The sequence below is a fragment of the Streptomyces sp. GDS52 genome (assembly GCF_052246875.1).
GTDB lineage: Bacteria > Actinomycetota > Actinomycetes > Streptomycetales > Streptomycetaceae > Streptomyces > Streptomyces cathayae.
The window spans coordinates 5,349,482-5,361,956 of sequence record NZ_CM125966.1; the positions used below are offsets into that span (position 1 = coordinate 5,349,482).

At 71.3% G+C, this 12,475-nt stretch carries 9 protein-coding genes; 6 read left to right on the forward strand and 3 right to left on the reverse strand.

What is annotated here, in order from left to right; all coding sequences use genetic code 11:
- Positions 1-3 precede the first annotated feature (3 nt).
- Positions 4-783: a response regulator transcription factor gene (locus ACTWJ9_RS24400; RefSeq protein WP_387037673.1), complete on the forward strand. Its 780-nt coding sequence runs from the start codon at positions 4-6 to the stop codon at positions 781-783.
- Positions 784-880: 97 nt separating this feature from the next.
- Here ACTWJ9_RS24400 and ACTWJ9_RS24405 read toward each other — a convergent pair whose 3' ends face one another.
- Positions 881-1,336, reverse strand: coding sequence for a VOC family protein (locus ACTWJ9_RS24405; protein WP_279336400.1), 456 nt, complete (start codon positions 1,334-1,336; stop codon positions 881-883).
- Positions 1,337-1,633: 297 nt separating this feature from the next.
- Here ACTWJ9_RS24405 and ACTWJ9_RS24410 point away from each other — a divergent pair, with 297 nt between their 5' ends.
- Positions 1,634-4,636, forward strand: coding sequence for a bifunctional [glutamine synthetase] adenylyltransferase/[glutamine synthetase]-adenylyl-L-tyrosine phosphorylase (locus ACTWJ9_RS24410; protein ID WP_443294782.1), 3,003 nt, complete (start codon positions 1,634-1,636; stop codon positions 4,634-4,636).
- On the opposite strand, the gene ACTWJ9_RS24415 is transcribed toward ACTWJ9_RS24410, so the two are convergent.
- On the reverse strand, positions 4,633-5,643 hold the full coding sequence (locus ACTWJ9_RS24415) for a phosphatase PAP2 family protein (RefSeq protein ID WP_443294783.1): 1,011 nt from the start codon (positions 5,641-5,643) through the stop codon (positions 4,633-4,635). The two genes, ACTWJ9_RS24410 and ACTWJ9_RS24415, sit on opposite strands and share 4 nt — an antisense overlap.
- Before the next feature lie 131 nt (positions 5,644-5,774).
- Positions 5,775-6,809 (reverse strand): LacI family DNA-binding transcriptional regulator, encoded by a 1,035-nt coding sequence (locus ACTWJ9_RS24420; RefSeq protein WP_279336403.1) that lies wholly within the window; start codon positions 6,807-6,809, stop codon positions 5,775-5,777.
- A 489-nt stretch (positions 6,810-7,298) separates the two neighbouring features.
- Between ACTWJ9_RS24420 and ACTWJ9_RS24425 the strand changes: the two genes are divergently transcribed.
- From ACTWJ9_RS24425 to ACTWJ9_RS24440, 4 genes are all read left to right on the forward strand, one after another.
- Entirely contained in the window at positions 7,299-8,570 is a 1,272-nt protein-coding gene (locus tag ACTWJ9_RS24425; protein ID WP_279336404.1) for an extracellular solute-binding protein, read from the forward strand.
- Between the two features lie 96 nt (positions 8,571-8,666).
- Entirely contained in the window at positions 8,667-9,671 is a 1,005-nt protein-coding gene (locus tag ACTWJ9_RS24430) for a carbohydrate ABC transporter permease (protein ID WP_279336405.1), read from the forward strand.
- 13 nt (positions 9,672-9,684) lie between these two features.
- The gene (locus tag ACTWJ9_RS24435; RefSeq protein WP_443294784.1) at positions 9,685-10,596 is read left to right on the forward strand and encodes a sugar ABC transporter permease; all 912 of its coding nucleotides are present in this window, start codon (positions 9,685-9,687) and stop codon (positions 10,594-10,596) included.
- Between the two features lie 148 nt (positions 10,597-10,744).
- Positions 10,745-12,451, forward strand: a complete 1,707-nt coding sequence (locus tag ACTWJ9_RS24440; protein WP_443294785.1) for a glycoside hydrolase family 13 protein — start codon at positions 10,745-10,747, stop codon at positions 12,449-12,451.
- Positions 12,452-12,475: the final 24 nt, after the last annotated feature.

The window sequence follows — 12,475 nt, forward strand, 5'->3', positions numbered from 1 at the left end:
AGAATGCCGAGCACGCCAGAGCCACCCAAGAACGAGGACGATGTGAAACTACTGGTCGTTGAGGCCAACGAACGGGTGTCGGCGGCTCTCGGAGCAGCTCTGGAGGAACAGGGTCTGCAGGCGGTGTGCGCGTCCACCGGCAGGGCCGCGCTCGAATTGCTGGACCGGGCCCGCCCGGACGTCGTCCTGCTCGACCTCGCCCTCCCCGACTGCGACGGCTTCGGGCTGTGCGGCGCGATGCGGGCCGCCAGCACGGTCCCGATCCTGGTGACCACCGCGCGCGGGGACCACCTGTCCTGCGTGCGAGCGCTCGACCTGGGCGCGGACGACCACCTCGTCAAGCCCTACAACCTGGCCGAACTGCTGGCCCGGGCCAGGGCGGTGCTGCGCCGTGGCCGGCTCGCCGAGCCCGCCACCACCGGCTCCGGAACCGCCCCCGCCGCAGCCGTCCCCGACGAGCCCTTCGAGGAACCGCCGACAGACCTGTTGCTGGCCGGGCGCGTACGCGTCGACCTGCGGGAGCGGGCCGTCCTGGTCGACGGTGCCCCGACCGAACTGCCCGACGACGAGTTCGACATCCTGGCCGTGCTGGCCCGGCAGCCGGGCCGGACCCTGCGCGCCGACCAGATCGTCGAGGAGATCCTGCACGCGCACCGGGCGTCGCTGCGCACCGCCCTGCCGACCCGGATCGCCTCGCTGAGGGAACTGCTCGGACCGTCCCGGCTGGTCGAGTCCCCCGAGGACGGGTACTACCGGCTCCCGGTCCCCGAACCGTACGCCTGACCGAACCGGACCGCCGTCGCTCAGCGGCACCGGACACCCGGTGGTGCTCGAGGAGGCCACCGCCGGCGTGCGGCGGCCCTCCCGCGGGGCCTTCGCTCTACTTCCGGCCGTCAGCCCGGTTCGCCAGGCTCGACAGGAGCCGGTGCAGCGGCTCCGCCGCCCGGCGGCGGTACTCCTGGACGGCCCAGCCGTTGCCGTCCGGGTCCTTGAAGTACATGAACGTGGCGCCGTCGTCCGGGGCGTACGCGACCGGCTCGGAGACCTCCAGGCCGCGGGCGGTCAGTTCGGCATGGGCCGCCTTGATGTCGGCGACGCAGAGCTGGAGGCCCTGGTAGGAGCCCGGGGCCGGCGGGGTGTCGCCCGCCATCTCCCAGATGCTGTCGCCCAGCGCGATCGAGCAGCCGGAGCCCGGCGGCGTCAGCTGGACGATGCGCATGCCCGGCATGACCTCCTGGTCGATGTCGACGTGGAAGCCGACCTGGTCCCGGTAGAAGTCCCGGGCCCGGTCGATGTCCCTGACGGGCAGCGGGAGCACTTCGAAGGTCATGTCCATGGGCACAGCTCCTGTGTCGGTCCGGCCTGCGGTGCGGCCTGCGGTCCGGCCGTCCGGTCGGCGTCGGCTTCGGCAGTACGCGAACCGCCACCTCGTCCGGCTGGACGGCTCCCCCTCACCGAAGCCGAAAACGGTGCGCGGCGCCACTGAAAAACAGGACGGCGTGTCCCGGACCGCGGCGGCCCCGCGCGCTCTCCCGGAACGCGTCGCACGCCGTCCCGGGGCCGGGCCCCGAAGGTGCCGATAGGCTCGTCGCCAGTACGACCACCGTGATCCGAGGACCGAGGGAGGCCGGGGATGACGTCGGTGCCGGGACGCAGGAGCAGCACTTTCACACGGCTGCTGCGGCACGGTTTCACCGACCCGTCCGCCGCCGAGCGGCTGCTGGACGGACCCGAGCTGGTGCCCGTGCGCGACGACCCGGTGCTGCTGGACGCGCTCGGCGCGACCGCCGACCCCGATCTCGCGCTGCACGGGCTGGTCCGGCTGCTGGAGGCGCAGGCCACCGCCACCGACCGCCAGGAAGTGCTCGACACGCTGATCGCCGCCAAGCCGCTGCGCGACCGGCTGCTCGGCGTGCTCGGCGCCTCCGAGGCCCTGGCCGACCACCTCGCCCGGCACGCCGGCGACTGGCGGGCACTGGTCACGTACGAGGCGCGGGACCTGCACCCCGGCCTGGCCGAGTTCGAGGACGGCCTCGCCGGCGTCACCGACCCCGTGTCGCTGCGCGTCGCCTACCGGCGCTGCCTGCTGTCCATCGCAGCCCGGGACGTCTGCGGCACCACCGAGGTGTCCGAGACCGCCGCCGAACTCGCCGACCTGGCCACCGCCACCCTGCGGGCCGCCCTCGCGCTCGCCGAGGCCGACGCCCCCGAGGACACCGCCCTGTGCAGGCTCGCGGTGGTCGCGCTCGGCAAGTGCGGCGGACACGAGCTGAACTACGTGTCGGACGTCGACGTCATCTTCGTCGGAGAGGCGGTGGGTGGTGCCGACGAGGACAAGGCCCTGCGCGCCGCGACCCGGCTGGCCTCGCACATGATGCGGATCTGCTCCGAGAACACCGTCGAGGGCACCATCTGGCCCGTCGACGCCAACCTGCGGCCCGAGGGACGCAACGGCCCCCTCGTCCGCACCCTCGCCTCGCACCGCGCCTACTACCAGCGCTGGGCCAAGACCTGGGAGTTCCAGGCGCTGCTCAAGGCCCGCCCGGTGGCCGGCGACCTCGCCCTCGGCGAGGAGTACGTCGACGCCCTCCAGCCGCTGGTGTGGCAGGCCGCCGAGCGGGAGAACTTCGTCGCCGACGTCCAGAAGATGCGCCGCCGGGTCGTCGAGAACATCCCCACCGCCCAGGTCGACCGCCAGCTCAAGCTCGGCCCCGGCGGGCTGCGCGACGTCGAGTTCGCCGTGCAGCTGCTCCAGCTGGTGCACGGCCGCACCGACCCCTCCCTGCGCAGCGGCACCACCCTCGACGCGCTGAAGGCGCTCGCCGCCGGCGGTTACGTCGGCCGCGCCGACACCGCCCAGCTCGACGCCGCCTACCGCTTCCTGCGCTCGCTCGAACACCGCATCCAGCTGTACCGGCTGCGCCGCACCCACCTGGTCCCGGAGGACGAGGCCGACCTGCGCCGCATCGGCCGCTCCCTGGGCATGCGCAACGACCCGGTGACGAGCCTGACCCGCGAGTGGAGGCGGCACGCCGCCGTCGTACGGCGGCTGCACGAGAAGCTGTTCTACCGGCCGCTGCTCGACGCGGTCGCCCAGCTCGCCCCCGGCGAGACCCGGCTCAGCGCGGAGGCGGCCCGCGAGCGGCTGGTCGCCCTCGGCTACGCCGACCCGGCCGCTGCCCTGCGGCACCTGGAGGCGCTGGCGTCCGGCGTGACCCGCAAGGCGGCCATCCAGCGGACCCTGCTGCCGGTGCTGCTCGGCTGGTTCGCCGACTCCGCCGACCCGGACGCCGGCCTGCTCAACTTCCGCAAGGTCTCGGACGCGCTCGGCAAGACCCCCTGGTACCTGCGGCTGCTGCGGGACGAGGGAGCCGCCGCCGAGAACCTGGCCCGGGTGCTGTCCGCCGGACGGCTCGCCCCCGACCTGCTGATGCGCGCCCCCGAGGCGGTGGCCCTGCTCGGCGACGGGGAGGCCGGAGGCCTCAGGCCCCGCTCCCGCGCCCACCTGGAGCAGGAGATCCTCGCCGCGGTCCACCGCGCCGACGGCGCGGACCAGGCGGTCACCGCCGCCCGCGGGGTGCGCCGCCGCGAGCTGTTCCGTACGGCCGCCACCGACATCGTCGGCTCCTACGGCACCGAGTCCCAGCCCGCCGAGGCCGACCAGGGCGCCCTGGTGGACCTGGTCGGCGGCGCCGTGTCCGACCTGACCGCCGCCACCCTCGCCGGGACCCTGCGCGCGGTCGTCCGGGAAGGCTGGGGGGACACCCTCCCCACCCGCTTCGCGATCATCGGCATGGGCCGCTTCGGCGGCCACGAGCTGGGCTACGGCTCCGACGCGGACGTCCTGTTCGTCCACGAACCGCGGGACGGCGCGGACGAGCGGGAGGCGGCCGACGCGGCCGGCAAGGTCGTCGCCGAGATGAGCCGGCTGCTCCAGCTCCCCAGCGCCGACCCGCCCCTGCTCATCGACGCCGACCTGCGTCCGGAGGGCCGGTCCGGGCCGCTGGTGCGCACCCTGAAGTCGTACGAGGCGTACTACCGCCGCTGGTCCCTGGTGTGGGAGCGGCACGCGCTGCTGCGCGCCGAGCACGTCGCCGGCGACGCGGACCTCGGCCGCCGCTTCATCGAGCTGATCGACCCGCTGCGCTACCCGGCCGCCGGGCTCGACGAGGAGGCGGTGCGCGAGGTCCGCCGGCTGAAGGCCCGGATGGAGTCCGAACGGCTGCCGCGCGGCACCGACCCCAAACTGCACGCCAAGCTCGGCCCGGGCGGCCTGTCCGACGTGGAGTGGACCGTGCAGCTGATGCAGATGCGGCACGGCGCGCGGGAGCCCGCGCTGCGTACGACCAGGACCCGGGAGGCGCTGGCCGCCGCCCACGCGGCGGACCTCATCTCCGGGGAGGACGCGGCCACCCTCGACGAGGCGTGGGTGCTGGCCACCGGCGTGCGCAACGCGGTCATGCTGGTCCGCGGGCGGGCCGGCGACACCTTCCCCACCAACCCCCGCGAACTGGCCGCCGTCGGCCGCTACCTCGGCTACGGTCCGGGCCACGCCGGCGACATGCTCGACGTGTACCGGCGCACGACCCGCAGGGCGCGGGGCGTGATGGAGGAGCTGTTCTACGGCGGGTCCTAGGGCCTGTCCGGGGCAGGGGCACGGGAGCCGCCCGGGGCGAGGGCGGAGTCCGGCGTACGGGGGGCCACCACGCCCGCCCTCTCGCTGTCCGGGTCCCTGTCGTCGGGGCTGTCCGGGCCCTCGCCGCCCGCGTCTCCGCCGCCCGGGCCTCCACCGCCCGCGCCGGTGAGGCTCCCGCCGTGGTCCGGCACGAGTCTCGGCAGGGTGTACGGGCGGCCGCCGTACCAGACCGTCGCCAGCGCGTAGCCGAAGGCGAGGCAGAGCAGGCCGCCCACCGCGTCCAGCCAGAAGTGGTTGGCGGTGGCGACGATGACCACCAGCGTGCCCGCCGGATACAGCAGCCCCAGGACCCGCGCCCACGGGACGGCCGCCAGCGCGAAGACGGTCAGCCCGCACCACACCGACCAGCCGATGTGCATCGACGGCATCGCGGCGTACTGGTTGGACATGTTCTTCAGGTCGCCGGAGGCCATCGACCCCCACGTCTCGTGGACCACGACGGTGTCGACGAAACCGCCGCCGTTCATCAGGCGCGGCGGGGCGAGCGGGAACAGGTAGTAGCCGGCCAGGGCGACGGCCGTGGTCGAGAACAGCACCGTCCGGGTCGCCGCGTAACGGCCGGGATGACTACGGTAGAGCCACACCAGGACACCCAGCGTGACCACGAAGTGCAGCGTGGCGTAGTAGTAGTTCATGCCGACCACGAGCCAGGTCACCGAGTTCACCGCGTGGTTGACCGACTGCTCGAAGGCGAGACCGAGCTGCTGTTCCAGGTCCCAGAGCCGGTCCGCGTTGCGCAGCGCCTTGGCCTTCTGCTCCGGCACCGCGTTGCGGACGAGTGAGTACGTCCAGTAACTCACCGCGATCAGCAGGATCTCGAACCACAACCGAGGCCGGCGGGGGGTGCGCAGACGGCGCACGAGCCTCTGCCCCGCCCCGTTTCCGACGGGGTGCGCTGCGGCCCGGTCCTCCCGGCCTTTCAGCGTGGTCACCGTCGTTTCACCCATGGGCACAGAGTCTGCCAGAAAAGCCCCTCCCGCAGATCATCCCCCGGTCGGGCCCGGCCCGCATGTCCTCCCCCGGAGAGCGGCCCACGGGCTCCTCCCGGAGCAGTGCGCACGACGACCTGCCCTCCGCCCTAAGGACGATGCCGGTCCCCAGGGGCCGAAGCGGTCGAACCGCGCACCACCAGCTCCGGCATGAACACGAACTCGCTGTGCGGTGCGGGCGTCCCGCCGATCTCCTCCAGCAGGGTGCGCACCGCGGCCTGGCCCATCGCCGGGACCGGCTTGCGGACCGTGGTCAGCGGCGGGTCGGTGAAGGCGATCAGCGGGGAGTCGTCGAAGCCGACCACCGAGATGTCCTTCGGCACGTCCAGACCGCGCTGCCGCGCCGCCCGTATCGCACCCAGCGCCATCATGTCGCTGGCGCACACCACCGCCGTGCACCCGCGGTCCATCAGCGCGCTGGCGGCGGCCTGACCGCCCTCCAGGGTGTACAGGGAGTGCTGGACCAGCTCCGTCTCCACGGTCCGGGCGTCCAGGCCCACCTGGTCCTGCATGGCGCGGACGAAGCCCTCGATCTTGCGCTGCACGGGCACGAACCGCTTCGGCCCGAGCGCCAGCCCGATGCGGATGTGGCCGAGGGAGGCCAGATGCGTGACCGCGAGCGCCATCGCCGCCCGGTCGTCGGGGGAGATGAACGGCGCCTGCACCTCCGGGGAGAAGCCGTCGACCAGCACGAACGGCACACCCCGGGCGCGCAGCCGCTCATAGCGCTGCATGTCGGCGGTGGTGTCCGCGTGCAGTCCGGAGACGTAGATGATGCCGGCCACCCCCCGGTCCACGAGCATCTCCGTCAGCTCGTCCTCCGTCGACCCGCCCGGGGTCTGGGTGGCGAGCACCGGCGTGTAACCCTGACGGGTCAGCGCCTGCCCGATGACCTGGGCCAGAGCCGGGAATATCGGGTTCTCCAGCTCCGGGGTGATCAGACCCACCAGACCCTCGCTGCGCTGCCGCAGCCGCACCGGGCGTTCGTAGCCCAGGACGTCGAGGGCGGCGAGCACGGACTGGCGGGTGGTGGCGGCGACGCCCGGCTTGCCGTTGAGCACGCGGCTGACGGTCGCCTCGCTCACCCCGGCCTGAGCAGCGATGTCGGCAAGACGTGTGGTCACAGCACCGGACTGTATCGGCCGGCCCACTCGTTGCACACCGGACGGACGCCTGGTGCGCGCCGTCGAACGGCCCGCTGCGGGCTGCTGGGTCATCGCTGTCCCTCTTGTCGTGGCATGTCGTGGCACGCCACGGCATGTCGTGGTCGGCAGGGCGTGATCGGCGTCCGTACCGCAAGGGATGATTCCCCCGACGGAAACGGATGGCAAGTACTTGCAGAGTCTTGCACAACAGTCCGAACCCCGGCCCTGCGACCGGAAACCCGGGGTCGCACGGCGGTCGGGGAGCCACCCGGACCGGGTCAAGGGGAGGTCACGGCGCCATAACTGTCGAGCCTTCTTGCAAAATTTTTCAGCAAGGTCTTTCGGATCGGTTGCATCGCTGTTACGTTCACGTCGCCCGGCGGCCCCATAGGCGCGGCCGGCAGTCGGCAGGGCGGCAGACGGGGCCGCACCCTGCACACCCGGGCTTCACACCCTCAAGGAGTACTCATGCGGCGTGGCATAGCGGCCACCGCGCTGGTGGCGTCCCTCGCCCTCACAGCGACGGCCTGCGGCGGAGACAGCGACAGCGGCGACAAGGCCGACGGCCCGGTCACCATCACCTGGTGGGACACCTCCAACGCGACCAACGAGGCACCGACCTACAAGGCCCTGGCCAAGGAGTTCGAGGCGGCCAACAAGGACATCAAGGTCAACTTCGTCAACGTCCCCTTCGACCAGGCGCAGAACAAGTTCGACACCGCCGCCGGTTCCAAGGGTGCCCCCGACGTGCTGCGCTCCGAGGTCGGCTGGACCCCCGCCTTCGCCAAGAAGGGCTTCTTCCTGCCGCTGGACGGCACCGAGGCGCTGAAGGACCAGGCCGCGTTCAAGCCCAACCTGATCGAGCAGGCCACGTACGAGGACAAGGTCTACGGCGTCCCGTTCGTCACGGACACCCTCGCCTTCGTCTACAACAAGGAACTGTTCGAGAAGGCCGGCGTCGAGGCTCCCAAGACCTGGGACGACCTGAAGAAGGCCGCCGCCACCATCAAGGACAAGACCGGCGTCGACGGCTACTGGGGCTCCACCGCGGGCTACTACGCCCAGTCGTTCCTCTACGGCGAGGGCACCGACATGGTCGACGCCGACGCCAAGAAGATCACCGTGAAGTCGGCCGAGGCCAAGAAGGCCTACGGCACCTGGCTGGAACTCTTCGACGGCAAGGGCCTGCACAAGGCCGACGTCACCGCCGACGCGTACACCCACATCCAGGACGCGTTCATCAACGGCAAGGTCGCCTCGATCATCCAGGGCCCGTGGGAGATCACCAACTTCTACAAGGGCTCCGCCTTCAAGGACAAGGGGAACCTGGGCATCGCCACCGTCCCGGCCGGCTCCACCGGCAAGGCGGGCGCCCCGACCGGCGGCCACAACCTGTCCGTCTACGCCGGGTCCAGCGAGGCGAAGCAGAAGGCCGCGCTGAAGTTCGTCAACTTCATGACCTCGGCCAAGGCGCAGGAGACCATCGCCCTGAAGAACTCCACGCTGCCCACCCGCGACGACGCCTACACCGACGAGGTCAAGGCCGACCCGGGCATCGCCGGCTACCAGACGGTCCTCGAGGCCGCCCAGCCGCGCCCGGCCCTGCCCGAGTACAGCTCGCTGTGGGTTCCGATGGACGACGAGCTGCCCCAGATCGCGGGCGGCAAGAAGTCCCTGGACAAGGGGCTGAACGACGCGGAGCTCGCCATCGTCAAGCTGGTGCCGGACTTCAGCAAGTAACCGCCCGCGTGGCCGCCGGACCCGCTTCCAGGAGGGGAGGGCCCGGCGGCCACCGGCCTGTGCCGAACCCCTTGATCATCCAGAAGGTGCCGAACCATGACAGTCGCCATCGACCGCGCGACCGGCAAACGCCGCGGTGACCGCGCGCCCCGCCCCGGCCCGGTCAGCCGCCTGAAGCACGCCTACCAGAAGCACTGGTACGCCTACGCCATGATCGTGCCCGTGGTCGTCGTGCTCGGCACCATCGTGCTCTACCCCCTGGCCTACGGCTTCTACCTCACCCTCACCGACGCCAACAGCCTCAACTCGGCCCGCACCATCGGCGTCAACGAGATCGAGGCCACCTACAAGTTCATCGGCCTCGACAACTACGCCGACATCCTGTGGGGCGAGACGGCCTACGACCGCTTCTGGTCGCACTTCATCTGGACGATCGTGTGGACGATGGCCTGTGTCGTCCTGCACTACACCATCGGCCTGGGCCTGGCCCTGCTGCTCAACCAGAAGCTGCGCGGCCGCACCTTCTACCGGCTGATCCTGATCCTGCCGTGGGCCGTGCCGACCTTCGTCACCGTCTTCGGCTGGCGGTTCATGCTCGCGGACAGCGGCATCATCAACTCGGGCCTGGAGTCCCTGGGCCTGCCGACACCGCTGTGGCTGGAGGACACCTTCTGGCAGCGGTTCGCCGCGATCATGGTCAACACCTGGTGCGGTGTGCCGTTCATGATGATCTCCCTGCTCGGCGGACTCCAGTCCATCGACGGCGTCCTCTACGAGGCGGCCGAGATGGACGGCGCCAACGCCTGGCAGCGGTTCCGGCACGTCACCCTGCCGGGCCTCAGGTCGGTCAGCTCCACCGTCGTGCTGCTCGGCGTCATCTGGACCTTCAACCAGTTCGCCATCATCTTCCTGCTGTTCGGCAACACCGCCCCGGACGCGCAGATCCTCGTGACCTGGGCCTACCAGCTGGGCTTCGGACAGCAGCCGCGTGACTTCGCACAGTCCGCCGCCTACGGCATGCTGCTCCTGGCCATCCTGATCGTCTTCACCTCCTTCTACCGCCGCTGGCTGAACCGCAATGAGCAGCAGCTCGCGATCTGAGGCAGGAGCCCCCATGAGCACCATCACCGTCAAGACCGAGGCTCCGACGGACCGTCCGGCCGGCGAGAGGACCCCGCCCGTGAAGAGGCGGGGACGAGGGGAACGCGGTCCGCTGGCCATCCTCACCTCGCACGGCATCCTGGCCGTGGCGAGCCTCATCGCGCTGTTCCCGGTCGCCTGGCTGGTCTTCCTGTCCCTCGGCCCGGACAAGGACGACTACCTCCGCCCCAGCGGCATCTGGGGCAAGATGACGCTGGACAACTACGCGTTCGTGCTGCAGGACACGAACTTCTTCCACTGGCTGAAGAGCTCGCTGATCGTCTCGCTCGGCACCACGGTCATCGGCGTCCTCGTCGCCGCCACCACCGGGTACGCCGTGTCCCGGATGCGGTTCCCCGGGTACAAGAAGTTCATGTGGGCCCTCCTGGTCACCCAGATGTTCCCGGTGGCCGTCCTGATGGTCCCGATGTACCAGATCCTGTCCGACCTTCAGCTGATCGACACCTATCTCGGCCTCATCCTCGTCTACTGCTCGACCGCGGTGCCGTACTGTGCCTGGCTGATGAAGGGCTATTTCGACACCATTCCGTTCGAGATCGACGAGGCGGGCCGGGTGGACGGGCTGTCCCCGTTCGGCACGTTCGCCCGGCTGATCCTGCCGCTGGCCAAGCCGGGCCTCGCGGTCGCCGCCTTCTACAGCTTCATCACCGCGTTCGGCGAGGTCGCCTTCGCCACGACGTTCATGCTGGACGACACCCAGTACACGCTCGCCGTCGGTCTGCAGAGCTTCGTCAGCGAGCACGACGCCCAGCGCAATCTCATGGCCGCCACGGCGGTCCTGATCGCGATACCCGTCTCCGCGTTCTTCTACCTCGTGCAGAAGAACCTGGTGACCGGCCTCACCGCGGGCGGCACGAAGGGCTGACCACCACGCCCTTCGTACGAGGACCCCGCGCGCCCCGAGCGCGCGGGTGGCGGCCGCGGCGGCCCGAACCGACCCCGCCGGCCACCGCGGCCGCCTTCTCTCCTCACTCACCGCACCACCCCCACCCCGATGACACGAACAGGAAGACATGAGCCAGCAGCACTCCACCGCCCCGGCACCGACCTCCCCGGACTCCCCGACCGAATCCGCCGCCGTCGCCACCGCCACCAGGCGGCGTGACTGGTGGCGCGACGCGGTGATCTACCAGGTGTACCCGCGCAGCTTCGCCGACAGCAACGGCGACGGCATGGGCGACCTGGAGGGCATCCGCTCCCGCCTGCCGTACCTGCGCGACCTCGGGGTGGACGCCGTGTGGCTCAGCCCCTTCTACGCCTCCCCGCAGGCCGACGCCGGCTACGACGTCGCCGACTACCGTGCCGTCGACCCCATGTTCGGCAACCTGCTCGACGCGGACGCCCTGATCCGGGACGCCCACGAACTGGGCCTGCGGATCATCGTCGACATCGTGCCCAACCACTCCTCCGACCAGCACGAGTGGTTCAAGCGGGCGCTCGCCGAGGGCCCCGGCTCACCGGCCCGGGACCGCTACCACTTCCGGCCCGGCAAGGGCACGAACGGCGAACTGCCGCCCAACGACTGGGAGTCGATCTTCGGCGGCCCGGCCTGGACCCGGGTCACCGAGCCCGACGGCACCCTGGGGGAGTGGTACCTGCACCTCTTCGCCCCGGAGCAGCCCGACTTCAACTGGGAACACCCGGCCGTCGGCGACGAGTTCCGCTCCATCCTCCGCTTCTGGCTGGACATGGGCGTCGACGGCTTCCGCATCGACGTCGCCCACGGCATGGTGAAGGCCGAGGGCCTGCCGGACCTGGGATCGCACGAGCAACTGAAGCTGCTGGGCAACGATGTCATGCCGTTCTTCGACCAGGACGGCGTGCACGACATCTACCGGCAGTGGCGCCTCATCCTCGACGAGTACTCGGGCGAGCGCATCTTCGTCGCGGAGGCCTGGACCCCGACCGTCGAGCGCACCGCCCACTACGTCCGTCCCGACGAACTGCACCAGGCCTTCAACTTCCAGTACCTGGGCACCCACTGGGACGCGGAGGAACTGCGCGAGGTCATCGACCGCACCCTGGACGCCATGCGCCCGGTCGGCGCCCCCGCCACCTGGGTGCTGTCCAACCACGACGTCACCCGGCACGCCACCCGCTTCGGCAACCCGGCCGGCCTCGGCACCCAGCTCCGGCTGCCCGGCGACCGCGAACTGGGCCTGCGCCGGGCCCGCGCGGCGACCCTGCTGATGCTGGCGCTGCCCGGATCGGCGTACGTCTACCAGGGCGAGGAACTGGGCCTGCCGGACGTCGTGGACCTCCCCGACGAGGTGCGCCAGGACCCGGCGTACTTCCGGGGCGCCGGCCAGGACGGTTTCCGCGACGGGTGCCGGGTGCCGATCCCGTGGACCCGCGCCGGTTCCTCGTACGGCTTCGGGTCCGGCGGCAGCTGGCTGCCGCAGCCGGAGGGCTGGGGCGAACTGAGCGTCGAGGCGCAGACCGGGACGGCCGGCTCCACCCTGGAGCTGTACCGCGCCGCACTCGCCGTGCGCCGGGAACAGGCCGACCTGGGCGCGGGCGACACGGTGGAGTGGCTCCCGGCCCCGGAGGGCGTACTCGCCTTCCGCCGCGGGGAGTTCGTGTGCGTCGCGAACACCACCGGCAAGGCGGTGACCACGCCGTCCTACGGCAGGGTCCTGATCACCAACGGCGAGGTGACCGAAACCGGCGACAAGACGAAGGTACCGGCCGACACGACGGTCTGGTTCACCACGGGCTGACGCTCACCGACGGGCCAGGGCCCG

Bases quoted from the DNA above. Each gene is read 5' to 3' on its own strand.
- ACTWJ9_RS24405 (WP_279336400.1), bottom strand. From the start codon at position 1,336: ATGGACATGACCTTCGAAGTGCTCCCGCTGCCCGTCAGGGACATCGAC.
- ACTWJ9_RS24440 (WP_443294785.1), top strand. From the start codon at position 10,745: ATGAGCCAGCAGCACTCCACCGCCCCGGCACCGACCTCCCCGGACTCC.
- ACTWJ9_RS24410 (WP_443294782.1), top strand. From the start codon at position 1,634: ATGACGTCGGTGCCGGGACGCAGGAGCAGCACTTTCACACGGCTGCTG.
- ACTWJ9_RS24425 (WP_279336404.1), top strand. From the start codon at position 7,299: ATGCGGCGTGGCATAGCGGCCACCGCGCTGGTGGCGTCCCTCGCCCTC.
- ACTWJ9_RS24415 (WP_443294783.1), bottom strand. From the start codon at position 5,643: ATGGGTGAAACGACGGTGACCACGCTGAAAGGCCGGGAGGACCGGGCC.
- ACTWJ9_RS24400 (WP_387037673.1), top strand. From the start codon at position 4: ATGCCGAGCACGCCAGAGCCACCCAAGAACGAGGACGATGTGAAACTA.
- ACTWJ9_RS24430 (WP_279336405.1), top strand. From the start codon at position 8,667: ATGACAGTCGCCATCGACCGCGCGACCGGCAAACGCCGCGGTGACCGC.
- ACTWJ9_RS24435 (WP_443294784.1), top strand. From the start codon at position 9,685: ATGAGCACCATCACCGTCAAGACCGAGGCTCCGACGGACCGTCCGGCC.